Consider the following 21,832-nt stretch of genomic DNA (forward strand, 5'->3'; position numbering starts at 1 on the left):
CCGACACTTGCCCACGGGCAAAATAACGGCTCTATTTTTACCCTTCACCCCATCGATACAGGCTCTCAGGCAAAATAGCCATCCCCCCTCTTTATTACAAACAAAAAAGGCCCAATTCACTCCCGAATTGGACCTTAGTTTTCTTTTGGCGACTGTTCTTATAAATACATATAATGTAAAAATCCAAAAAGTTGGTGATAGCATGACCCATATCATAACCGGACCAAACTGGGCAATTTACTCAGGTGTCCATGCACCTATGGTTGGTCCTTGGAACCAACCCATCCACCAGAATCATAATTACATCCACGTTGGACATCACTACTATCATTTGATCCCAACGCTCTACGGATATCCACCGGCATTTCCGTATCTAGGGCCATATGTCCCGTTTCGCAACTAAGCTAATTAAGTCTACATCACACGTTTAAACATTTTCTCCATCTCGTACACAGAGTAATGTACAATAATCGGCCTGCCATGCGGGCAGGTGAACGGATCGGACGCCTTTCGCAGATCGTCGAGAAGTGCTTGGATCTCATCACCCCGCAAATGGCGGTTCGCCTTGATGGAGGCTTTACAGCTCATCATGATTGCCGCTTCCTCGCGGAGTTTTTTAATATCCACTTTTTTCATTAATAGCAGCTGTTCAACCATTTCCTCAATGATTTCCTTCTCCTGCCCCTTTGGCAGCCATTGAGGGTGGGAGCGGACAATGAAACTATTGATACCGAACTCTTCAAGGAAAACACCGACCTTTTCAAGCTCATCCTTATGCTCGGTAATTTTAATATAATCATCAGTTGAATATTCAAAAGTCAACGGGACCAGCATCTCCTGCAGCTCCGGAGCAACCCGACCGACTTTTTCTCGGAAATACTCATACTTAAGCCGTTCTTGCGCAGCATGCTGATCGATGATATATAAGCCATTTTCATTTTGTGCAAAAATATACGTTCCGTGCATTTGCCCGATCGGATACATCCGTGGGACCCTGCTCTCTGTCTCTACAGCTGGCTCCACTTCAGGGTAATCCTCGGGCTCGTGTTGAGGAATTTCCTCATCTTCAAATGAATCATATTCCCTTTCACTAGTCGGTTTAACTTTTTCCATTTCCCTAAAGTAAGGAATTCCAACTTCAGGTTGCGGGACGAATTCCTCTTTCCTATTCGAAAAGTCAGTTTCCCGCACGGGTTCTTCTTTCATTTTTGTAAAAAATGGCTCAGCAACAGCAGTCGGCCGCTCCCCGCCAAAGCCAGAGGAAGAACGTGCAGGAGAAGTCCCCTCATCGAGCGCTAAAGCCGTCTGCTCCGTTTTAGGTTCCTCTCTTTTCGTATAGGCTGTTGGAATCAGTATCTTCGACTTAAACGCATTTTTTATAATAGAAGTGACCAGTTCGTTCATTTCCGCTTCTTTACTAAAGCGGACCTCCATTTTCGATGGGTGAACGTTTACATCGACGAGCAGCGGATCCATCTCAATATTGAGAAGCACGATTGGATACCGGCCAATCGGCAACAGCGTATGATACCCTTCGGTAATCGCCTTAGCCAGCGAATAATTTTTAATAAAACGGCCGTTAATCATTGTCGAGATATAGTTCCTTGAAGCCCTGGTCACCTCAGGCATGGATGCAAATCCACTCACTTTATAATCCAGCGATTTTCCCGAAATCGGCACCAGCTGTTTGGCGATGCTCATGCCGTAAATGGAGGCAAGAACCTGGCGGACATCGCCGTTTCCGTTCGTTTGCAGCAGCTTCCGCTCATTGTGAATCAATCGGAACGCCACCTCGGGATGAGAAAGGGCCAAGCGGTTGACGACATCGGTGATATTCCCTAGCTCTGTGTGAATCGTCTTCATGTATTTCAAGCGCGCAGGCGTGTTGAAAAACAAATCGGTGATGGTAATATCCATTCCCCGTCTGCTTGATGCTTTTTCAAAAATTTCAACCTTGCCGCCCTCAATCACTACGCGATTCCCGGCACCTTCACCGGTTGAGGTTTTCAGCTCAAGTCTCGAAACAGAGGCGATACTCGGCAGGGCCTCACCACGGAAACCTAGTGTCCGTATCCGAAACAGGTCATTTTCATTTTTTATTTTTGACGTGGCATGACGCTGAAAAGCCAGCAAAACGTCATCCTCTTCGATTCCATTACCATTATCGGTGATGCGGATTTTCGCTAGTCCCGCTTCTTCGACCTCAATTTCAACCACCGTACTGCCGGCATCAATGGCGTTTTCAACCAATTCTTTGACAACAGAGGCGGGGCGTTCGACTACTTCACCCGCCGCTATTTTATTAGACAGGGCATCATCTAGCTGGATAATCTTCCCCATGCATTCCGCCTCCTAAAAAAACTACTTTAATTTCTTCTGCAGTTCGAACAACACGTTAATCGCCTGGAGAGGTGTCACATCCAATAAATCCAGTTCCTTAATTTTATCAAGAACCTTCTTTTCTTTGGTAGAAAGCTCTGGTTTCTTCGTTTCCTTCGGTTCATCAAAGAACGAGAGCTGGGTGAGATGGTCTGGAACAACTTGGTCAGCCGCCGCTGTCATTGATTCCTGAACTGCAGCCGGAGCAGCCTCGGCCACTCGTTGTTCCTTCACTTCCCCAGGACCTCCCGGTTGCTGTTCAAAAGCAGTCAAAATCTCTTTTGCCCTTGCAATTAATTCAGCCGGAAGTTCGGCCAGCTGAGCCACATGAATTCCATAGCTCTTATCCGCTGGACCTTCCTTAATTTTGTGTAAAAAGACAACCTTGCCATGATGCTCAATCGCGCTGACATGGATATTTTTCAGTTTGGAAAGCTCTGCTTCCAATACCGTCAATTCGTGATAGTGCGTCGAAAATAGAGTTTTCGCCCCGATACGAGTATGAATATACTCGATGATCGCCTGCGCTAATGCCATCCCGTCATATGTGGACGTCCCGCGGCCGATTTCATCAAACAAAATCAAGCTGTTCTGCGTCGCATTTGCGATGGCATTCTTCGCTTCAAGCATCTCCACCATAAAGGTACTTTGTCCGGAAATCAAATCATCCGCTGCCCCGATGCGGGTAAAGACTTGGTCAAAAATCGGCAGCACTGCTTCTGAAGCCGGTACATAACAGCCGATTTGCGCTAAGATAGCTGTCAACGCAATCTGGCGCATGTACGTACTTTTACCGGACATATTTGGACCGGTAATCAGCAGCACTTCACGGTCGCCGTCCATCAAACAGTCGTTCGGCACATATTCCTGTGTATTTAACACCTTTTCAACCACAGGGTGACGGCCGTCCTTCACGACAACCCGGCGTTCTGATGAAAACTGCGGCTTCACATAGCGGCGATCTTCGCTCACCTGGGCAAAGCATTGCAGCACATCCAGCCCACTCACGGTTTTCGCCAAAGCTTGCAGGCGCGGAATGTATTCCTTCACCGTTTCGCGGATTTCCGTAAACAACTCGTATTCAAGCTCGCCAATTTTTTCTTCCGCTTGCAAAATTAACGCTTCTTTTTCCTTTAATTCAGGTGTAATAAAGCGTTCCGCATTTGTTAAGGTCTGCTTCCGCTCATATCGGCCTTCCTCAAGGAGATGAAGGTTCGCTCTTGTTACTTCTATATAATAGCCAAACACACGGTTGTAACCGACCTTTAAGGATTTGATACCAGTTTTCTCGCGCTCTTCCCGCTCCAGCTGGGCAATCCACGTTTTGCCGTTGCGGCTGGCATCACGATACTGGTCAAGCTGGTCATTATAGCCGTCCTGGATGATATTTCCTTCTTTTAACGAAAGCGGCGGATTCTCGACAATCGCCTGCTCCAATAAATCGGTGACTTCTTCACACGGATCCAATTTTTCAGCGATTTCGTTCACTCTGGAATCCTGCATGTTGAGAAGAATTTCTTTTAAAAATGGTACCTGCAGGAGCGAATACTTTAATTGCACCAAATCACGGGCGTTTACATTACCAAAGGCAACACGGCCCGCCAATCGTTCCAAATCATAAACTTCCTTTAATTTTTCACGAAGCTCCTGACGCTCAAAATAATGGTTCATGAGAACTTCCACCAATGTATGGCGATGCTCTATTTGTTCACGGTTAATCAAGGGCCGGTCAATCCAATGCTTTAATGTCCTGCCGCCCATCGCTGTCATCGTTTCATCCAACAGCCATAATAAGGAGCCTTTCTTCCCTTTCGAGCGAATCGTCTCAGTTAATTCCAAGTTGCGCTTCGAATAGTAATCAATTTTCATAAATTGATGGATTTGATAGGTTGTGACGGGCTGAAGATGGTCAAGGCTTCTCTTTTGCGAGCGGTATAGATAGTGAAACAGCCTTGCTGCCGTCTGCTTCAGTTTATCCTGGTTCAAATCCTCGAGCAGATTGGCAAAATTCATCTCTATTGAACTATTATCCTCAAAAGAAATGGCCAGTACATCGCGTTCGCGCATCTTCTTCTGAAGTTCGCCGTCAAAATTACTTGCAACGACGACTTCCTTCGCACCTAAAACAGCGAGCTCGTTCAGGACCTCGTCAAAATTGGTCAGTAGGGTTACTCTGCTTTCACCTGTGGAAATATCGTTATATGCTAGTCCGAATGTGGTATCGTCGAAAGCGGTAACCGAGGCAATATAGTTATTCTCTTTATCAGTTAACCCTTTGCCGTCCATCACCGTACCAGGGGTGATTAACTGAACCACTTCCCGACGCACGACTCCTTTTGCCTGCTTCGGATCCTCTGTTTGCTCACAAATCGCTACCTTGTAGCCCTTGGCAACTAATTGTTCAATATAATTGGCCGCTGAATGGTAAGGAACGCCGCACATCGGAATCCGTTCCTCTGTACCGCCTTCGCGGCTGGTTAAGGTTATCTCTAATTCCTGGGATGCGTTAATGGCATCCTCGAAAAACATTTCATAAAAGTCGCCTAAACGAAAAAATAAAAAGGCATCCTTGTAATCTGCCTTAACTGCTAAATATTGCTGTATCATCGGCGTGTATGCTGTCATAATTTCCTCCACCGTTTAAAAACTTTCGATTATCTTCGACAAACAATTATACCATAAATGGGGGGATATTTTGTTGGTAGAAAAAACTATCTCTATTGCTGTTAAAAAATTCTTCAGGTTATCGATGGTATATACTTCTAAAAGGTAAAATCTAATCAACCAGAGTCAGGATTGCAGTGACAGTTTGGGCATTATGAGCCTTCATAACGACTGGGGACTTGTTTCCTTGTGCTGTTCGGGCGTTATGAGCCCTTCATAACGACCGGCGACTTGTTTCCTTGTGCTGTTCGGGCGTTAAAAATCGATCATTTATATAACAGACTTCTTCCTAGATATTAGAAGAAACAATAATAAAGAAACCTGAGCTAAATAAAAGCCCAGGTTTCTTTGTTTTTTTATTTTGTACCTTCATTCGTACTATAGAAGAACTTCGCGGTAATGGAACCATCACCATTCTCTTTGATATCGGTTACATGGATACCAGAATCGGCTGGTGTCGCGCTATTGCCCTTCCAGAAATAGTATGAACCTGTGTGAACATTGGACGTAGTTGGCGTAATCTTGGAACCTGTCTTAAAGAAGTCCCCTGCATCACCACGGTTTTTATTTTTCTCTAAGTCATATTTTCCGTCCGCCTGCACGACAGATAATCCGTAGTGAGTAACAACTGTGCCGTCACCGGCTTTCGCTGACTGGTTGTATTGGAAGCGTTTGTTCATCCAGTTTTCCACGTTATTCGGACGGAAACCGGCGGTCTGATAGAGGCTGATGATATTTTCATCAACATGCCATGCTACTAAACCGTGCGAATCAGCACCTTGGCGAATTAGCCCTTTGTTAAAGCCGTCCTGCTGGACATTTTCAAACAAGAAATACTCTGTTCCATTGGAGCCTGGCACTTCCATTTTAACGATGCCATTATTCGCAGCAGATCTACTAATTGCCGGCAAGGTAATTGTTTGTACACCATCCCCAGGTTTAACCTCAATCGGCTCAGCCCATCCTAAGAAAATTTTTGAAAAAGGATCAAAATGGGTCGGTGAGTTACCGGAATACGCGCCGCTGTCCGGATATCGCATCCAAGAGCCACCTGCCATCATGGAATAGTTTCCTACTCCTTCAGATGAGTATGCCGTATCATAGAAATCCGGCAATCCTAAAGCGTGGCCGAATTCATGGGCATAAACCCCGGCAGTAGCAGGATATGGACCCGTTTTCGATGCTTCATCATATCCGCCTGTAGCTTCGTTAAATCCAGCTACGTTCCCGCCGATGGCTGGCTGAATGTTGTAGTTATTGACGATAACTCCGTCGTAGGTCATGTCTTCCGCAATCGTTTTATTAATCCAAGCCCCTTGGCTCATTCCAGCATATACATCAGCCGGTTTACCAGTTTCATAGTATTTGCCATAGTACAACGCACTTAATAGATTCCACTTATGAGACCAGAACTGAGCAGGGTCTGCACTCCACTCCGCACCGGTTCCTTCATGGATGACGAACACATTCGGAACTTCCCCTTTTACAGCGTACTTTGAAAAATCAATTTGGTCATCGGCAGCCTTTAATAAGTCGCGGATGAACTCACCTGTATGGGCATCGCCGTTCACATTACCTAAAACATATTTCCCATTTTCAGCGAACTTACCTTCCTGGTCTAAATAGTAGGAGGCTCCGTGGGGCAACTCTACCCAAACTAATTGTTTACCATCGTGAACAAGATTAATTACACCATTACTAGATTCGGTATAAGCATTTTGCATTGTACGGTCCGTTGGTGCTGGTACGCCTTTATATTCTGCATATTGAGAGAAATATGGTAATTCATACGGATTATACTCTGTTCCAAAAATCAAATCCTCATAGTAATGCGCTGGCACCTGTCCTTTCAGGTCCCCAATCGGCTCGTCACCATCTTTATATTTAGCCAAAATAACAAGTACAGGCACATCACCTTTTGCATCACGGTAAGCAACATGATTGTCTCCGGCCTGCTGGAATTTTGCCCCTTGATTTGCCAGTTTTTCTGCAGGGTCAACCTTTGAAAGATCTTTTCCCAGCTTCTTAGCTTTTTCAGCTAGTTCCGGAGCCGCACCTACATAATGGGCCAAACTTAAACCATATGTACTAGAAGCCTGTTTTGCTTCTCCGCCCGGCTGGAATCCCGCCAATGCAATACTTCCTGCCAACGCCAATGTTAGACCGGTTTTCGATAATACTTTTAACAAGAGCATCCCTCCTAATAAAATCGTACTATTCAAACATATCAAATTTTTCCAGTAGTCAAAAGGTACTTAATTCCCGCAACTTTGGTAACGTTTTCAATTTTTATAAGATGTAAGACCTACGATACAAATTCGGAAACACTATTGTAAAATTTTGTAATAATTTGCAAACCGATAGGTCCTTACAAGCAGAATATAAAACGGTCATAATATACTTAGAAGTATTTAAAATCGAATGGGAAAAGGAGATGGTATCAATGGATTGGTTTGGGGGCAGCTATAAAGACTTTGATTTCGAAATGTTCTCAATCAGTCATTGGATGATCATTGCCATCTTACTAGCAGGATCCACTGCAATTTTTGTAAATCGGAGAAAATTTTTCGACAACAACAAATGGAGAAAGGTAGAGATTGGAGCAGCGGTCTCGTTAATTTTAATAGAACTGACCTATCATTTCTGGATGTATATAAACGGAGACTGGGACGTTAGTCACGCTATTCCATTAGAACTCTGCAGCATCAGCTTAATTTTGACTGTACTTTTGTTACTAACTAGGAAGAAAATCATATATGAAATTTTGTTGTTCACAGCCCTATTAGGCGCGTCACAGGCCATTTTTACCCCAGCCTTAAACTTTGACTTTCCACATTTTCGTTTCTTTCATTTCTTTTACACACATTTGATGGACATCTGGGTAGTGTTCTATTTCACTTGGGTTAAGGGCTACCGCCCAACTATTTGGTCTGTCGTAAAGCTTTTTGTTTTCTTAAATGTGCTGATGCCAATCATCATGTGGATCAATAAACTTGTGGGCGGAAATTATATGTATTTAAGCCACAAACCGAAAACAGCAAGTTTATTAGACGTCTTGGGGCCATATCCATACTATATTTTATCGCTTGAAGGGCTGTTAATCTCGCTAAGTCTTATCGTCTGGTTAATTTTCCGGGAAAAAGGTAACGGAAACACCAAAAAAATAAAAGAACTGCCAATTCGCTAAACTTCATTATTGACCTTTTTCGATGTTCGAATTATAATAATAAACGTTCCTTAATTTTTATTTGTCCCGATAGCTCAGCAGGATAGAGCAACAGTTTCCTAAACTGTAGGTCGGAGGTTCGAATCCTCTTCGGGACGTACATACAAACACCCTTGCCGATGCAAGGGTGTTTTTGATTTGCTCTCTTAGTTTTTCTAAAACACTCGGTTAGTTTGTTCAATATATAAGTAATGAAATTCCTTTCAGAACATAAAAATAAATTATTAGACATGCTTCGGTTGCCGAATTAGGTCAGGAGGATTATTATGATTGAGGTATTTCATAAACTTATCAATATTGAAATCATTATCTGGTTATTCCCTATCATGTTTATGTTCCATGCCTTGGAAGAGATCATAACTATTGAGAGTTTTATAACAAAGTACAAAAAACAGATTCCGGATAGTTTCTTCGCCAAGCTTATACTAACCATTAAAAAAAGGTTGGGTGAGAAATCTGCCAAACTTCCTTGTATTTCTGACTATATTTAATCTGTTTTTTCTCCAGGCATTTTCCCATGTTGGTCAAACAATCATTTTTCGTGATTATACGCCTGGTGTTATAACAGCTTTATTCATCGTAATTCCCTATTCTTTTCTAACCTATTACCGCTTGTTCGAACTAGGTTTCATCGACAAACAGTTACTATTCAAAAGTATTCCGCTCACTGTTTTGATGATACCAATTTTTCTAATAGGGAATCTTCTAGGACAAAAATTAAATCGGTATTCTGTCTAATACAAAATGAAGGTTCCCAACCCTTTTGTAACTTACCATCACTCCGAGCCCCGTCCCGCTTTCCTTTAAGGAATAATACGGGGAGCCAAGGCGGTCGATTTGCTCTTGGCTCATCCCGATTCCTTTGTCCAAATGAATCATCCGTACTTTAAGATTCGGTTATTTCCTGTTTGCCTTTTAACTTATCTAAAATTTTTATTAACCCAATAAACCCTCTAATTGTAAACAGTGTGAAATTAACACTGACAAATGTATGGAAAGGTGACCATTTTTTCCATTTAAATAAACCGGTGTACTTTTCCATAATCCATTGCCCCACACTCATTGGTACACTAAAAATTAAGCTTTTTAACAAAATTTTACCGAAATTATCATTATACGAGATCTTTACCCAGATCACACTTAAAATCGGGAAAAATAACATGTCATAAATAATATTCGTTTTAAAAATTTTTGGAAAAGGACGAACTGGATATTCAAGTTTTTGTCTTCCAACAACATAAGCATCAATTAGAGTAGCAATAACACCTTTTGAGAAAAAAATCAAAAGATTTTCTCTCATTTTTGGTCCCTTGAATAAAAATGGAAAAGAAGCAATACATACTGCTAGTAATAAGTTTAACAACTTTTTCTCCACCTATTAACATCCTCTCATTTTCTGTAATCGTGATAACCTTAAATTGCCCAAAACAAATCTTTAATACAGGTAGTTTTTAGAATTTTTTTTAAAAGAAAACTAACGAAACGTTTCTATGGATTAGGTCGTTGACTCATGATTTTTTTAACCTTTTGAATGGTAATTGAAATCAAAAACAAATGTGTTACATAAATGTGACTTCCATTCCTGCCTAGAACAATATGGGGATATAAATAGTGAGGAAATTTTATTAACAAGAGTAAATCACCCCGTATGGTCTTTATGCATATACTTTGAAGAATTAAATTTTTAGTCCCAAAAACTCTGGAGGAATTAACATGAAACCTGTAGTTTATAGGTGCCCATTTTGTAATAACCATTTTTATGGTATTCCTTCCGGAGTCCCCGGAAGTTCAAAGAGAACGACATCAGGCCGCCAATTCCGGCGTTTGCTTACTCCGACTGACCATATCCTGATGTTAACCGACCATCAACCGCAAATGGTTTTTTCGGTCCAATCACATGATAGTGCACTCCTGCGCAACAATATTGCCGGATTGGCAAAAACCGCGAAATTATTCAGAATCCCTACTATATTGACATCAATAACCGCGGCAACTTTCAGCGGTAAAATTTTATCAGAAATCCAATCAGTCTTTCCTGATCAAATACCTATTGATCGAACAACGATGAATGCATGGGAGGATCCCAGAGTAGTAAGACAAATTAATGAATATAGGAAACGAAAAATAGTAATCGCCGGTCTTTGGACAGAGGTATGTTTGCTTGAACCGGTTTTGAGCGCTATCTCTGACGGATATGAAGTGTATTTTGTCTCGGATGCCTCAGGTGGGGTGAGTAAAGAGACCCACGACATGGCCGTCATACGTATGACACAAGCTGGAGCAACCCCAATTACTTGGCTACAATATTTGCTAGAGTTACAACGTGATTGGGCTCATAAAGAAACCTACAATGGGACACTCGATATTGTTAGACAGCACGGAGGTGCTTACGGATTGGGAGTTATTTATGCTAACGAGATGTTTGGACTTATTACGTAAGAAAAGGGATTAGTGATTTTGCTGAAGACTATTATTAGTTTACAATTTTTAAGATTTTTGGATAAAGACAGAAAAACTAACCGGAGGCCCGATTAGTTTTTATTAAAAAATTATTAATTTGTTTTTTTTACCCATCCTGCTATGGTAACAGTGCGTTTTGCCTGATGTTTCACGGCATCTTGAATGGCACGGACATCTTCAACCATCTTACCTGACTGATCTACTGTTACGCTGGTTCCATACGGATTTCCACCGGCCCCGAAAATGACTTGATTTGTATACCCTGGTGCTGCAATAATGGCTCCCCAATGATGCATCGTCGTATATAATGATAATATTGTGGCTTCCTGACCACCGTGTGAATTTTGTGCAGAGCTCATTGCACTTACCACTTTGTTGATAAGTTTTCCATTAAACCAAAGACCACCTGTTGTATCTAAGAACTGTTTCATTTGAGATGGCATATTACCAAATCGGGTTGGTACACTAAAAATAATGGCATCTGCCCATTCTAAATCACCAAGTGATACAGTCGGAACACATACCGCAACTTCCTCAACATAGTTTTTCCATTCCGGATTAGAATCAATCACAGATTGAGGAGCTAATTCTGGTACTTTTAAGACCTTCACCTCTGCTCCAGACTCCTGTGCTCCCTCTGCAGCCCATTGAGCTAATTGATAATTTGTACCTGTCGAACTATAGTAGATGATGGCAAGCTTTACATTTGACATCGTTCTCATTCTCCTTTTCTTTTATGAAAAAAATGAGCAAATTACCGAATCAGTATTGCTCTACATTAATTTTCATTTTTCCCTACCTATTATTTCCTTCACTCTAAATTGATATCCTAATTAAAGAATACATATTTAGAAACACGTGGACCACGCTTCTAGTGCTTGGCATATTACTGAACAAAATTTCTTTTTTTCAATTATTTACCTTCATTAGCATTGAACATATCACTTGCGTATTGGATACCTTAAGTACATCTACTTACACTTGGAGAGATGAACGATGAGAAATAGGCAAGTGATAAATGATATCACAGAAGTATGTTTACTAGCTGGAAAAATTATGTTGCAAAGTGGGCTGAGACCTATCGTGTAGAAGATACCATGATGCGGATAGCTAGATCCTTCGGCAGCAATGATCCCCAAAGCTATGTAACACCTACAGGAATTATATTTTCTTTACATAGTGCTGAGAAAACAAAATTACAAAGAATAACTAAACGCACAACGAATTTAAACAAAGTTATCAAAGTAAACAATATTTCTAGGAGTATTAGTAGTGGAGATATGTCAGCAGAAGAAGCTTACAAAATTTTAAAATCAATTGAAGAGGGATATCCTCAATATCCCATGTATATAAACATTGCTGCAGCTTCTATAGCAAGCGGCTTTTCCTTAATTATGTTTAATGGCGGATGGAATGACTTTTTACCATCATTCATTATAGGAGGGGCAGGTTTTACTTGCCAAATATTTCTTGATCGTTTGGTTAATATAAAGTTCTTCGCGGAATTTTTAGCCTCTCTTGTAATTGGACTAATGTCATATCTTTTTATAAAAGTTGGTGCAGGACATGATCTATCTAATATTATTATATCTTCCGTGATGCCTCTAGTCCCAGGTCTTCTAATTACCAATGCGGTAAGGGATTTAATGGCAGGACACCTCGTTTCCGGCTTATCAAAAGGTGCCGAAGCATCCTTAACAGCATTTGCAATTTCTTCAGGCATAGCAATCGTCTTTGCACTTTTTTAATGTGAAAGGAATAAATGTATGATTTTACAAGTTTTAACAAACTTTATTGTATCAGGAGCATTTGCTGTAATTTTTAATGTTCCACTAAATTCTTTATTCCAATGTTGCTTGGTTGGTATGATAGGTAGACTGTTACTTGTATTAATGGTAAACAATAATATTAATACAATCCTCGCCACTTTAACCGCAACATTTTTTATTGCTGTAATTAGTCAAATATTTGCAAAGATTTATAAAACCCCCATAATAATATTTACCATTTCAGGTATTATTCCTTTAGTTCCTGGAGGTTTAGCATATGATGCAACAAGAAATTTTGTTGAAAATCATTATAACTTAGCTATTCAGTTTGCCGCGAAAGCATTAATGACTTCTGGTGCAATTGCTTTCGGTCTCGTGTTATCCGAAGCTCTCACCCAAATCTTAAAATTTAGAAAGGTCTAATATCATATCAGTTGCCATGTATAAAAATTTGAGTTCATAATGGTAAAAGCTAACCGAATTATCGATTAGCTTTTTGCTGTATGATGGTAACTTTAGTTTTTATATTTTTTAATCTTCAGGCCTTGGACCTTCATCCATCCCCGAATTTTCAACGGTCATTACTGGTCGCACCTCTAAATCTCCTTCCACACGGATTTGACAGGACAGGCGCAAATGATCATCAAAAATTCCCTTCTCATAAAATGCAACTTTCTCAACATTTGTTAAATCGCAATATTCACCGCCCAAAATTTCTACTCTGCAGGTTGTACATTTTGCCCTCCCACCACATTTGTGCAGTATTTTTACACCGTTGTCTTCTAATGCTAATACCAATTTTTTACCACGTTCAATATCAAAAGTTCCATGTCCCAAAACAGTGATTTTGGGCATTTTTGTACCTCCATATCTATAAATTTGTAATTAATGTTTATGCACATTAAATTCCTCAAGCAGCATTTTTTCTGTTTGAGGCATGGTTAGACCTAAATGCCAGCAGCCCATTCCAGCTAATCCATATTGACGAACAAGACGGAATTTAACAAGCAGGCTTCTTGGGTCCTCAAACCATACTTCATGTAGATTTCCTTTTTTATCAACATAACGGAACCAGGGGGCAGCAGCATTTTCATCGTAATGAACTTGACTTTGGTATCCAGTATATAAATCAATGGCATGTTGGGTGGAATAAGCAGAACCTGATCGCTTATTCGTTCCGATAACCCAATCATAGGCATATTGAGGAATTCCAAGCATCAACTTGGATTTATCAACAACAGATACGGCATAATCAAGGGTTAATTTTACTTTGTCTATTGGAGCAATCGGACCTGAAGGACCTCCTGGCCAATGCCAATCATACGTCATCAAAAACATTCTATCTAAGTATTTCCCTAGTATTCGGTAATCATAGGCAGAAGAATAAGATGGGTTCTGATCCCCTTCTTTTGGTGGTACCGCCATCATAACTTCCATTCCTGCCGGATGTAGCTTGGCAGCTAATTCCTGAATAAACTGGTTAAGGTTTGCCCGATCTTTTGTCTTAACCTGTTCAAAGTCAATTACGACTCCTTTGTAATCATGGCTATCTAAAAGCGAGTAAATATTTTTGACAAATTTCTGTCTTAACCACGGCGTGCTTATTAACTTATGAGTTAGGTTCGGATCAAACCCCTTTTCACTTAAATTTGTAAGTGTTGCAAACGGAGGGAGGTTCTTATTCCATGCAATCTTATGAGCCTGGTTTTCGGGTGTTTCAATGATGTTTCCTTGTTCATCGGACCTATACTCAAACACGAAGATACTAGTAAGTGTACTTTTATAATTTTCCAACATCCAAGCATTAGAATTCTTATCTTTTGGAACAAAATAGGTGCCTGTCCAAATATTCATTTTTGGCGGACGAGGAATACTCAATTTCTGACCTGGAATAATTACACGGCTTTTTAAACCATTTTGCCGCATTAATGTTTCCTCACTAATAGCGTGTCGATTAGCAATTTCCCATACACTTTCACCGGGTTGAACGACATATGTCTCACCAGGTATTAATAAAGACTGTCCAAGCACAAGTTGAGTATTCTTTGCTAAACCATTTAGCTTAGCAAGATCGTCTTTGTTGATTTGGTATTTTCTCGAAATTTTTGACAGGCTGTCACCAGATTTCACTTCATGGATTACTTGGGCATAAGTATAAATGGGAGTCATTAAAACCATGAAAACTGTTAAAAGGAAAAATAATATTTTTTTAGTCATTAGGAAGCCTCCTGGAATAAATTTATCTCAAATGTTTAAACCTAATTACCCTTCAAATTGATGGGCTTAGTGGTATTAATTGGATACAATTTTCCGTTTAAGGCAAATGAAATTCTACCTGTTTCTTCTGAAACAACCAATGCAAGCGCATCGCATTGTTCTGAAATTCCAAGAGCTGCTCGGTGCCGTGTCCCTAGTTTTTTTTCTTCTATTATAGTTGTGGTTAAAGGAAGAACATTTCCTGCCGAAATAAGTTGGTTTCCCCGAATTAAAACAGCCCCATCATGCAAAGGGTTGCCCGGATAAAAAATGGATTCTATTAATTTAGGCGTTACTAATGCTCCAATTGCTGTTCCTATTTGAATATTAGGTTCAACCAAATCACGACGTTCCACAACGATCAGTGCACCATGCCTATGTTTCGAAAGGTGCTGAACAGAGGTGGATAAATCTTTATAAGTGTCCGTAAAAGATGATAAATAGCAATTCAAATAAAAAGAAGCAGCCATTGATTCAATTTCCATTAGATGTTCTTTAACATCTTCGAGACTTCCCAACAAACAATAATTTTCGTTACCAAGTACATTCAAGTTAGATTGGAGCATAAGAATTAGATGTTGAATTCCATCTTCTAAATGTTGTTTCATAGGTGAGAAGTCACAATTATTGCTGTCCATGAATGATCACTCCATATCCATATACCGTATTTCGTTTAGGGGAGCAAATGCAGGAAGAACCTGAAATTAATAAGGCTTGTCCTACAACAAGATGCGCATCTTTTTTTAAGCCATTTAATTTAGCAATAGCTTCTGGTTTAGTTTTGTATTGAATTGCTATATTGGTTAAGGTATCTCCATATTTTGTTTCATAAATGACTTGAGCATATGTTTGGATAGATTGAAAAAAACCAAAAATTCATATTAACAGAAGCGATGCAATTGTTTTAACCATCTTGAATTACCCCTTATTATTTTGCTATAAGGTAGTATTTGTTAGTTGTTTCATTTATATGAGAAGGAATGAAAAAACAGTAATTCTATCACTTTCTAGTCTTCCTTTGTTCAGCTAAATCAATCGATAGCTGTTTCATGTGTTGCTTCGTTAATGGATATAGAAAGACTAATATAAAGAAAATCAATAAATAGATAACTGCAGGTACGATGGTAGCTAGTTGATAAAGTCCATTCAGCGTACCTTGGGTTTGCACTGCACGTGCTGCATCATAGCCAATGGCTGTAATGGCAAAGCCGCCGATACCTCCAGCAATGGCTTGACCAACTTTGCGGGCAAAAGAATAGAAAGAATATACTGTACCATCTTCTCTTAATCCAGTCAGAAATTCATGGTAATCGATTACATCCGTAACAAAAGCCCATATCATGGTATTAAAGAAGGCATATCCAAACATTCCTACAGCTGAAATGGCAATGAATTGAGTTGTTGATAAATTTGGCAGGAGGTATAAAAGCATATATACCGAACCTGCTATTAACATTCCTATTGCTGTAGTCTCCTTTTTACCAAATTTGTTCACTAACGGTTTTACTAAAGGAATAGCAATAAATACAGTGACTGTTTGAATAATCCCGATAATACTTAATGCTGCTGTATTATGGAAGTATTCTTTAAACAAATATACGTTAACTGCACCAATCAGCATCGTACTCATCATGAATATTAGTGATGTTCGAATTTTTATCTTCAATTTAATAATCTCAGTACCGAGATGAAATATAAAAAAATAATTTCTATTTCCTGAATGATCCCCCCTATCAATTTAACCTCATACCATTTTAATTTTTCCTGGTATCTAAATGACTTTTTCATGATTCACTATTCGAATAAAGGTTCAATCGTTTGGTTACTTTGTGTAAACATAATAACTATTTGTAACTAAATTATCAATTTATATGTGTCAATTTTGTGAATGAACCAGGACAAAACCTTTGTTTTGGTAATTAAAATCCAGTAGTTACTTTATTTTATTAACTGACTCTGTTATTATTAAATTATAGTTATTAAAAATAACCTAGGAACCATTAGGGGTGTTTATATATGGATACAGAAAATAAATTATGCAGCAAAGTTGAAGAGTGCTATCATATTATGGGAAAGAAATGGATGGGATTAATTGTCCATACACTAATGGCGGAACCGAAAAGATTTAGTGAAATCCATGCCTTTATACCAGATTTAAGTAAAAGAGTATTAAATGAACGGATGAAAGAGCTTGAGGACAATGGGATTGTGTTAAGAAATGTTATTGCAGACCGTCCTGTACGGACTGAATATTCGCTAACAAAAAAAGGTACAGAGCTTGGACGATCGCTCAAAGCTTTAGAAGAATGGGCAGACAAATGGTTATAAAATAAAAATACTTCCATTTTAATTTTAAGAAAAAACACACTGCAAGTTCACAGTGTGTTTTTTATTGTTATATCAAAAAAGAGAGCCAATCCTCTCTCTCTTTGAATAGCTCTCTTAATTTTATATTTATTCCGTTTATTGATTTGCTTTTTTTACCCATTCTGCCACTGTAACAGTACGCTTTGCTTGATGTTTTACTGCTGCTTGAACATCTTCAATCATTTTTCCATCTTGACCAACAGTAACACTTGTTCCATATGGGTTTCCACCAGCTCCAAATGTAACTGGATCAGTATAACCAGGAGCAGCCACAATTGCACCCCAGTGATACATCGTTGTATATAGTGATAAAATAGTTGCCTCTTGACCGCCGTGAGCATTTTGTGCTGATGACATTGCGCTTACAACTTTATTTACAAGTTTTCCATTAAACCAAAGTCCACCTGTAGTATCTAGGAATTGTTTCATTTGTGATGGCATATTACCAAATCTAGTTGGTACGCTGAATATAATTGCATCTGCCCATTCTAAGTCGTCTAATTTAACCTCTGGTACATCTTTTGTTTTTTCAACTGTAGCTTTCCAAACCGGATTCCCTTCGATAGCTGATTGTGGAGCAAGTTCAGGTACTTTTAATACTTTTACCTCAGCACCTGCCTCTTTAGCACCTTCTTCTGCCCATCTTGCTAACTGGTAGTTTGTTCCGCCCATGCTGTAATAAATAACTGCTAGTTTAACATTTGTCATTTTTTCATTCTCCTTTTCTGATGAATTTCCAAATAATTTGGATAGAAAGCCCATATTGATACACCTCCTATTATTTCTTTTTTTTAATTTTACATTCTAAATTTTAGAAAGCATTTGTAGTCTCTTTTGAATCCTTGTTAAATATCAAGTGGCTTATTGCGAATAGCTTGCTTCCATTAATGATAAGATATACCATTTTCGTAAATCCTCCGGTTTGTTATCTTATTTAGTAATAATAAAATGATCTTGCCCCTTATTAAATATATGTTTCATTAATTATCTCCCTCCAGAACTCGAACCTCTACAGGCGGTAAGGTTTCTTCTAATTCTTCCCTTTTTGACTCTAGCCAAGATGGCAGCATAAGTTTCTGGCCGAGTTTCGCAACTGGTTCATCGACTGAAAAACCGGGCGGGTCAGTTGCTATTTCGAAGAGTATTCCTCCCTGTTCATGAAAATAAATTGCCTTAAAGTAATTCCGATCGAGAATTTCTGTCGGATGATAACCATTTTCCTCAAGAAGCGACTTCCATCTGCGATGATCTTCTTCATTCTTTGCTCTCCAGGCAATATGGTGAACCGTGCCTGCCCCCATTAATCCTCGGACAGATGGGGTAAGCTGAATATCAATCGTATTTCCAAGATGTCCTTCAGCCTTAAATCTTAGATAATCTCCATCTTGTCCGATACATTCTAATCCCATCACATTTTCTAGTACATCTGTTGTTTTATGCGGTTGAGCAGAGTTAAGGATAGCTCCGCTAAACCCTTTAATGGCATTATCCGCTTGAACCCCACCAAAGCTCCACTGGTTAGTTGGTCCCTCATCACTTTCGACAAGTTCAAGCAGCAAACCGTCTGGGTCGTTAAATCGGATATACTTTTCTCCGAAGCGAATGGAAGAAGTAGATTCAATATTGAATTTTTCAAATCGCTTTTTCCAAAATGGAAGCGAGCCCTTTGGGATGATGTAACTCGTTACTCCTACCTGTCCGGTTCCAATTCGCCCTTTTAGCTGTTTTTCCCAGGGGAAAAAGGTAATGACTGTTCCCGGGTTGCCCGTTTCATTTCCAAAGTAAAGGTGATACACCTCTGGACGATCAAAGTTGATTGTTTTCTTAATCAGCCTTAATCCCAGTACACCCGCATAAAAGTCGATATTCCTTTGGGCATCATTTACCATCGCAGAAATATGGTGGATACCTGACGTTTTTTGCATTGTAAGAATCTCCTCGTTTCACCATAGGATTTTTTTGAAGATTTATTTCGGACTTTCAATGGAAAAGAGAAACACTCCTTTTAAAATTATTGTTTATTATTTAATGAAATTATAGACCCTTTAATCCAAGATTCTTTAATTCGAGATATTAAAAAATAAAAAAACTATCCAATTGAAAATCGGCATTATTGAACTTCTTCTAAAAAGCTATCAATTTCATCTAGCAGGAATACTCTCATATTACGCGGCAAGAAACTCCGTATTTTTTCTTCATTAAATCCCACTTGTAATTTTTTTTCATCAAGGATTAATGGTCTTCTTAATAACCCAGGATTTTCTTTAATAATATTAAATAATTCTCGAAGTGATAAAGAATCCATATTTACATTCAGTTTCTGGAAAGCTTTTGAATTTGTCGAGATAATTTCGTCTGTTCCTTCCTCTGTAAACTGAAGGATGTTCTTAATCTCTTCTATCGTAAGCTTTTCAGAAGAAATGTTTCTTTCCTTAAATGGAATTTGATGATCCTCAAACCAAGCTCTTGCTTTTCGACATGAGGTACAACTTGGTGTTAGAAATAAAGTTACCATTTTAAACACTCTCTCCTTATCAAGTTAAATCAATTATTTATTGATTCCCAATTATCTCGAATTTAATTATCTTTAATTAAGGATATTTTTATTATATTTCTTCTTCCCTATTTGTCAACACTATTATTATAAAAAATTATTAATTGACACTCCTAATAAAATCTCATGCAACTTATATTGATTTATTTCCCTTTGTTTACTATAATGTAGTTAGGTTACTTAAAGTATACACGTTACTTTTTATATAAAAATTAGAAGTGAGGTAGTAAAATATGAATATGTTAGAATCAAAAGTAATTCAAACGAGATTTGAAAAAGAAATTTTTATAGATGAAAAATCAAACATTGAAATTAACGGGTTTCGTTCTCTCGATAAGAAATTTCATGAATTTATGATTGGCCTTGATCTAATAACGGATTAGGGATAATAAGTATTATGGAAATAAAAAAAGTTTTGCTCGTATAAGAATTTCGGAGGATTTACAATCTCTTTTCGTTCTAGAACCCGATATTCAAAGTATCTTTGCCGTCAAAAATCAACAAGAAAAAGAAGCAGCAATGGAATTAATTCAATATTTATTAATTGATTCACAAATTTTTAAACAAGTGGTAGCAGATATGATAGGTAACCTAAGAAAAACAAATGTAGTTAGCAGCTTGGAAATCAAGGAATTAAAGGTTAAACTGGCTGTACTTGAGGGATTATTAAATGTAAATGAGGAAAATATTCAATTCACATTGGCTTTTCCTCCTTTGTGTATTTGTAATGTTTCATACTTCACGAAAAAGCAACCTTATTTAAGACAAGGTTGCTTTCATTTACTATTATTTAGTAATGCGTTTTTGTAATTGTTCTCTTTCCGCTTCATATCCTGGTTTTCCTAGAAGCGCGAACATGTTCTTCTTGTATGCCTCTACACCCGGCTGGTCAAAAGGATTTACTCCCATTAACAAGCCGCTGATTCCACATGCTTTCTCAAAGAAATAAACCATTTCACCGAAGGTATATTCATTTAATTGATCCAGCTCTACAGATAGGTTAGGAACTCCTCCGTCCACATGAGCTAGAACCGTACCCTGTGCAGCATTCTTATTTACATAGTCCATTGTCTTCCCAGCTAAATAATTTAATCCATCAAGATCTGCCTCTTCCATCCCTAAAGTAATGTCAACTTTAGGTTCTTTTACAGATACCACGGTTTCAATAAGGTCACGGCGTCCTTCTTGGACATATTGTCCCATGGAGTGAAGATCAGTGGTGAAATCAACAGAAGCAGGATAAAGACCTTTTTGGTCCTTTCCTTCACTCTCTCCAAATAATTGTTTCCACCATTCAGAAACATAATGAAGAGAGGGTTCAAAATTCACTAGCAGTTCTACTGATTTTCCTTTTCGATAAAGAGCATTTCTGACGGCAGCATACTGATAACTATGGTTTTCTGACAAGTTCGGGTTATTATATCTATCCGCAGCAGCTGCGGCGCCTGCCATCATTTTATCAATATCTAATCCTGCAGTTGCAATTGGCAATAGACCTACGGCTGTTAACACAGAGTATCTGCCGCCAACATCATCAGGAATGACAAAGGTTTCATATCCTTCTTCATCGGCAAGTGTTTTTAATGCGCCTTTAGCACGATCGGTTGTTGCATAAATACGTTTTTTTGCTTCTTCTTTTCCATACTTTTTCTCCAAATATTCTCGGAAAATACGAAACGCAATAGCAGGCTCTGTTGTTGTACCTGATTTTGAAATCACATTAACGGAAATATCCTTGTCCTTAAGCACATCAAATAAGTGGGTCAGATAAGTAGCACTGATATTTTGTCCTGCAAAATAAATCTCAGTAGTGCCATCCATTTGATTATGAAACGTATGAGACAATGCTTCAATAGCAGCCCTTGCACCAAGATAAGAGCCTCCGATTCCGATGACAATTAAAGCATCAGAATTACTGCGGATTCTTTCTGCTGCTGCTTTGATACGCGCAAATTCTTCTTTATCATAGTTATGGGGTAAATCTACCCATCCAAGATAATCAGATCCTGGTCCTTTTTTTTCATGGAGCATCTCATGTGCAGTTTTTACAAATTCACTTAAATAGTCCACTTCATGCTGTTGCATGAAAGATAATGCATTTGAATAATCAAAAGTAATTGACATACGCTTGTTCCCCTCACCGGTTTTATTATGTAA

23 protein-coding genes, 1 tRNA gene and 1 pseudogene are annotated in these 21,832 nt (G+C 38.9%); 11 read left to right on the forward strand and 14 right to left on the reverse strand.

Annotated features, from left to right (window positions below; all coding sequences use genetic code 11):
- A partial coding sequence (locus tag KHB02_RS11835; RefSeq protein WP_241113829.1) for a hypothetical protein occupies positions 1-403 on the forward strand: 403 nt, incomplete at its 5' end.
- 11 nt (positions 404-414) lie between these two features.
- On the opposite strand, the gene mutL is transcribed toward KHB02_RS11835, so the two are convergent.
- The 3 genes from mutL to KHB02_RS11850 all read right to left on the reverse strand — a co-directional run bounded on the left by mutL (position 415) and on the right by KHB02_RS11850 (position 7,232).
- Entirely contained in the window at positions 415-2,340 is a 1,926-nt protein-coding gene (mutL, locus tag KHB02_RS11840; protein ID WP_213140677.1) for a DNA mismatch repair endonuclease MutL, read from the reverse strand.
- A gap of 21 nt (positions 2,341-2,361) precedes the next feature.
- Complete coding sequence (gene mutS, locus KHB02_RS11845) at positions 2,362-5,004, reverse strand: DNA mismatch repair protein MutS (RefSeq protein WP_213140678.1); 2,643 nt, start codon at positions 5,002-5,004, stop codon at positions 2,362-2,364.
- Positions 5,005-5,399: 395 nt separating this feature from the next.
- Positions 5,400-7,232 carry a M6 family metalloprotease domain-containing protein gene (locus KHB02_RS11850; RefSeq protein WP_213140679.1) on the reverse strand — a complete coding sequence of 611 codons (1,833 nt, stop codon included), beginning with the start codon at positions 7,230-7,232 and terminating at the stop codon, positions 5,400-5,402.
- A gap of 254 nt (positions 7,233-7,486) precedes the next feature.
- Here KHB02_RS11850 and KHB02_RS11855 point away from each other — a divergent pair, with 254 nt between their 5' ends.
- The 4 genes from KHB02_RS11855 to KHB02_RS30025 all read left to right on the forward strand — a co-directional run bounded on the left by KHB02_RS11855 (position 7,487) and on the right by KHB02_RS30025 (position 9,007).
- Complete coding sequence (locus KHB02_RS11855; RefSeq protein WP_213140680.1) at positions 7,487-8,230, forward strand: YwaF family protein; 744 nt, start codon at positions 7,487-7,489, stop codon at positions 8,228-8,230.
- 63 nt (positions 8,231-8,293) lie between these two features.
- Positions 8,294-8,367, forward strand: a tRNA-Arg gene (locus tag KHB02_RS11860).
- A 168-nt stretch (positions 8,368-8,535) separates the two neighbouring features.
- Positions 8,536-8,760, forward strand: coding sequence for an HXXEE domain-containing protein (locus KHB02_RS11865; RefSeq protein WP_213140681.1), 225 nt, complete (start codon positions 8,536-8,538; stop codon positions 8,758-8,760).
- The gene (locus tag KHB02_RS30025) at positions 8,717-9,007 is read left to right on the forward strand and encodes an HXXEE domain-containing protein (protein WP_213140682.1); all 291 of its coding nucleotides are present in this window, start codon (positions 8,717-8,719) and stop codon (positions 9,005-9,007) included. Before KHB02_RS11865 ends, KHB02_RS30025 begins: the two co-directional genes overlap by 44 nt.
- Here the strand turns inward: KHB02_RS30025 and KHB02_RS11870 are convergent.
- Together KHB02_RS11870 and KHB02_RS11875 are read right to left on the reverse strand one after the other, a co-directional pair.
- Complete coding sequence (locus KHB02_RS11870) at positions 8,987-9,139, reverse strand: hypothetical protein (protein WP_241113831.1); 153 nt, start codon at positions 9,137-9,139, stop codon at positions 8,987-8,989. The genes KHB02_RS30025 and KHB02_RS11870 overlap by 21 nt on opposite strands.
- A 16-nt stretch (positions 9,140-9,155) precedes the next feature.
- Positions 9,156-9,644, reverse strand: a complete 489-nt coding sequence (locus KHB02_RS11875; protein ID WP_213140683.1) for a CBO0543 family protein — start codon at positions 9,642-9,644, stop codon at positions 9,156-9,158.
- A 476-nt stretch (positions 9,645-10,120) separates the two neighbouring features.
- Here KHB02_RS11875 and KHB02_RS11880 point away from each other — a divergent pair, with 476 nt between their 5' ends.
- Positions 10,121-10,708, forward strand: a complete 588-nt coding sequence (locus tag KHB02_RS11880; protein WP_241113833.1) for a hydrolase — start codon at positions 10,121-10,123, stop codon at positions 10,706-10,708.
- Between the two features lie 113 nt (positions 10,709-10,821).
- Here the strand turns inward: KHB02_RS11880 and wrbA (KHB02_RS11885) are convergent, their stop codons facing one another.
- The gene (gene wrbA / locus KHB02_RS11885; RefSeq protein ID WP_213140685.1) at positions 10,822-11,442 is read right to left on the reverse strand and encodes an NAD(P)H:quinone oxidoreductase; all 621 of its coding nucleotides are present in this window, start codon (positions 11,440-11,442) and stop codon (positions 10,822-10,824) included.
- Between the two features lie 283 nt (positions 11,443-11,725).
- On the opposite strand from wrbA (KHB02_RS11885), the pseudogene KHB02_RS11890 reads away from it, so the two are divergent.
- A pseudogene (locus tag KHB02_RS11890) lies at positions 11,726-12,477 on the forward strand (threonine/serine exporter family protein).
- Positions 12,478-12,495: 18 nt separating this feature from the next.
- On the forward strand, positions 12,496-12,921 hold the full coding sequence (locus tag KHB02_RS11895; RefSeq protein ID WP_213140686.1) for a threonine/serine exporter family protein: 426 nt from the start codon (positions 12,496-12,498) through the stop codon (positions 12,919-12,921).
- 108 nt (positions 12,922-13,029) lie between these two features.
- On the opposite strand, the gene KHB02_RS11900 is transcribed toward KHB02_RS11895, so the two are convergent.
- From KHB02_RS11900 to KHB02_RS11915, 4 genes are all read right to left on the reverse strand, one after another.
- Entirely contained in the window at positions 13,030-13,353 is a 324-nt protein-coding gene (locus KHB02_RS11900; RefSeq protein ID WP_213140687.1) for a 2Fe-2S iron-sulfur cluster-binding protein, read from the reverse strand.
- A gap of 30 nt (positions 13,354-13,383) precedes the next feature.
- On the reverse strand, positions 13,384-14,715 hold the full coding sequence (locus tag KHB02_RS11905) for a glycoside hydrolase family 18 protein (protein WP_213140688.1): 1,332 nt from the start codon (positions 14,713-14,715) through the stop codon (positions 13,384-13,386).
- 41 nt (positions 14,716-14,756) lie between these two features.
- On the reverse strand, positions 14,757-15,392 hold the full coding sequence (gene cdaS, locus KHB02_RS11910) for a sporulation-specific diadenylate cyclase CdaS (protein WP_213140689.1): 636 nt from the start codon (positions 15,390-15,392) through the stop codon (positions 14,757-14,759).
- Positions 15,393-15,754: 362 nt separating this feature from the next.
- Positions 15,755-16,387, reverse strand: coding sequence for an MFS transporter (locus KHB02_RS11915; RefSeq protein ID WP_213141297.1), 633 nt, complete (start codon positions 16,385-16,387; stop codon positions 15,755-15,757).
- A gap of 383 nt (positions 16,388-16,770) precedes the next feature.
- Here KHB02_RS11915 and KHB02_RS11920 point away from each other — a divergent pair, with 383 nt between their 5' ends.
- The gene (locus KHB02_RS11920) at positions 16,771-17,082 is read left to right on the forward strand and encodes a winged helix-turn-helix transcriptional regulator (protein ID WP_213140690.1); all 312 of its coding nucleotides are present in this window, start codon (positions 16,771-16,773) and stop codon (positions 17,080-17,082) included.
- A gap of 135 nt (positions 17,083-17,217) precedes the next feature.
- Here KHB02_RS11920 and wrbA (KHB02_RS11925) read toward each other — a convergent pair whose 3' ends face one another.
- The 3 genes from wrbA (KHB02_RS11925) to spxA all read right to left on the reverse strand — a co-directional run bounded on the left by wrbA (KHB02_RS11925) (position 17,218) and on the right by spxA (position 19,636).
- Positions 17,218-17,883 (reverse strand): NAD(P)H:quinone oxidoreductase, encoded by a 666-nt coding sequence (gene wrbA, locus KHB02_RS11925; RefSeq protein ID WP_213140691.1) that lies wholly within the window; start codon positions 17,881-17,883, stop codon positions 17,218-17,220.
- A 218-nt stretch (positions 17,884-18,101) separates the two neighbouring features.
- Positions 18,102-19,046, reverse strand: coding sequence for a ring-cleaving dioxygenase (locus KHB02_RS11930; RefSeq protein ID WP_213140692.1), 945 nt, complete (start codon positions 19,044-19,046; stop codon positions 18,102-18,104).
- Between the two features lie 185 nt (positions 19,047-19,231).
- Entirely contained in the window at positions 19,232-19,636 is a 405-nt protein-coding gene (gene spxA, locus KHB02_RS11935; RefSeq protein WP_213140693.1) for a transcriptional regulator SpxA, read from the reverse strand.
- Between the two features lie 272 nt (positions 19,637-19,908).
- Here spxA and KHB02_RS11940 point away from each other — a divergent pair, with 272 nt between their 5' ends.
- Both KHB02_RS11940 and KHB02_RS11945 read left to right on the forward strand, forming a co-directional pair.
- Positions 19,909-20,058 carry a hypothetical protein gene (locus tag KHB02_RS11940; RefSeq protein ID WP_213140694.1) on the forward strand — a complete coding sequence of 50 codons (150 nt, stop codon included), beginning with the start codon at positions 19,909-19,911 and terminating at the stop codon, positions 20,056-20,058.
- Between the two features lie 136 nt (positions 20,059-20,194).
- Entirely contained in the window at positions 20,195-20,485 is a 291-nt protein-coding gene (locus tag KHB02_RS11945; protein WP_213140695.1) for a hypothetical protein, read from the forward strand.
- On the opposite strand, the gene KHB02_RS11950 is transcribed toward KHB02_RS11945, so the two are convergent.
- Positions 20,462-21,799, reverse strand: a complete 1,338-nt coding sequence (locus KHB02_RS11950) for a glucose-6-phosphate isomerase (protein ID WP_213140696.1) — start codon at positions 21,797-21,799, stop codon at positions 20,462-20,464. The genes KHB02_RS11945 and KHB02_RS11950 overlap by 24 nt on opposite strands.
- Between the last annotated feature and the right edge of the window lie 33 nt (positions 21,800-21,832).

The sequence above is a fragment of the Neobacillus citreus genome, assembly GCF_018343545.2.
GTDB lineage: Bacteria > Bacillota > Bacilli > Bacillales > Cytobacillaceae > Neobacillus > Neobacillus citreus.

Bases quoted from the DNA above. Each gene is read 5' to 3' on its own strand.
- mutL (WP_213140677.1), bottom strand. From the start codon at position 2,340: ATGGGGAAGATTATCCAGCTAGATGATGCCCTGTCTAATAAAATAGCG.
- mutS (WP_213140678.1), bottom strand. From the start codon at position 5,004: ATGACAGCATACACGCCGATGATACAGCAATATTTAGCAGTTAAGGCA.
- KHB02_RS11855 (WP_213140680.1), top strand. From the start codon at position 7,487: ATGGATTGGTTTGGGGGCAGCTATAAAGACTTTGATTTCGAAATGTTC.
- KHB02_RS11865 (WP_213140681.1), top strand. From the start codon at position 8,536: ATGATTGAGGTATTTCATAAACTTATCAATATTGAAATCATTATCTGG.
- KHB02_RS11880 (WP_241113833.1), top strand. From the start codon at position 10,121: ATGTTAACCGACCATCAACCGCAAATGGTTTTTTCGGTCCAATCACAT.
- wrbA (WP_213140685.1), bottom strand. From the start codon at position 11,442: ATGTCAAATGTAAAGCTTGCCATCATCTACTATAGTTCGACAGGTACA.
- KHB02_RS11895 (WP_213140686.1), top strand. From the start codon at position 12,496: ATGATTTTACAAGTTTTAACAAACTTTATTGTATCAGGAGCATTTGCT.
- KHB02_RS11900 (WP_213140687.1), bottom strand. From the start codon at position 13,353: ATGCCCAAAATCACTGTTTTGGGACATGGAACTTTTGATATTGAACGT.
- KHB02_RS11905 (WP_213140688.1), bottom strand. From the start codon at position 14,715: ATGACTAAAAAAATATTATTTTTCCTTTTAACAGTTTTCATGGTTTTA.
- cdaS (WP_213140689.1), bottom strand. From the start codon at position 15,392: ATGGACAGCAATAATTGTGACTTCTCACCTATGAAACAACATTTAGAA.
- KHB02_RS11915 (WP_213141297.1), bottom strand. From the start codon at position 16,387: ATGATGAGTACGATGCTGATTGGTGCAGTTAACGTATATTTGTTTAAA.
- KHB02_RS11920 (WP_213140690.1), top strand. From the start codon at position 16,771: ATGGATACAGAAAATAAATTATGCAGCAAAGTTGAAGAGTGCTATCAT.
- wrbA (WP_213140691.1), bottom strand. From the start codon at position 17,883: ATGGGCTTTCTATCCAAATTATTTGGAAATTCATCAGAAAAGGAGAAT.
- KHB02_RS11930 (WP_213140692.1), bottom strand. From the start codon at position 19,046: ATGCAAAAAACGTCAGGTATCCACCATATTTCTGCGATGGTAAATGAT.
- spxA (WP_213140693.1), bottom strand. From the start codon at position 19,636: ATGGTAACTTTATTTCTAACACCAAGTTGTACCTCATGTCGAAAAGCA.
- KHB02_RS11940 (WP_213140694.1), top strand. From the start codon at position 19,909: ATGAATATGTTAGAATCAAAAGTAATTCAAACGAGATTTGAAAAAGAA.
- KHB02_RS11945 (WP_213140695.1), top strand. From the start codon at position 20,195: ATGGAATTAATTCAATATTTATTAATTGATTCACAAATTTTTAAACAA.
- KHB02_RS11950 (WP_213140696.1), bottom strand. From the start codon at position 21,799: ATGTCAATTACTTTTGATTATTCAAATGCATTATCTTTCATGCAACAG.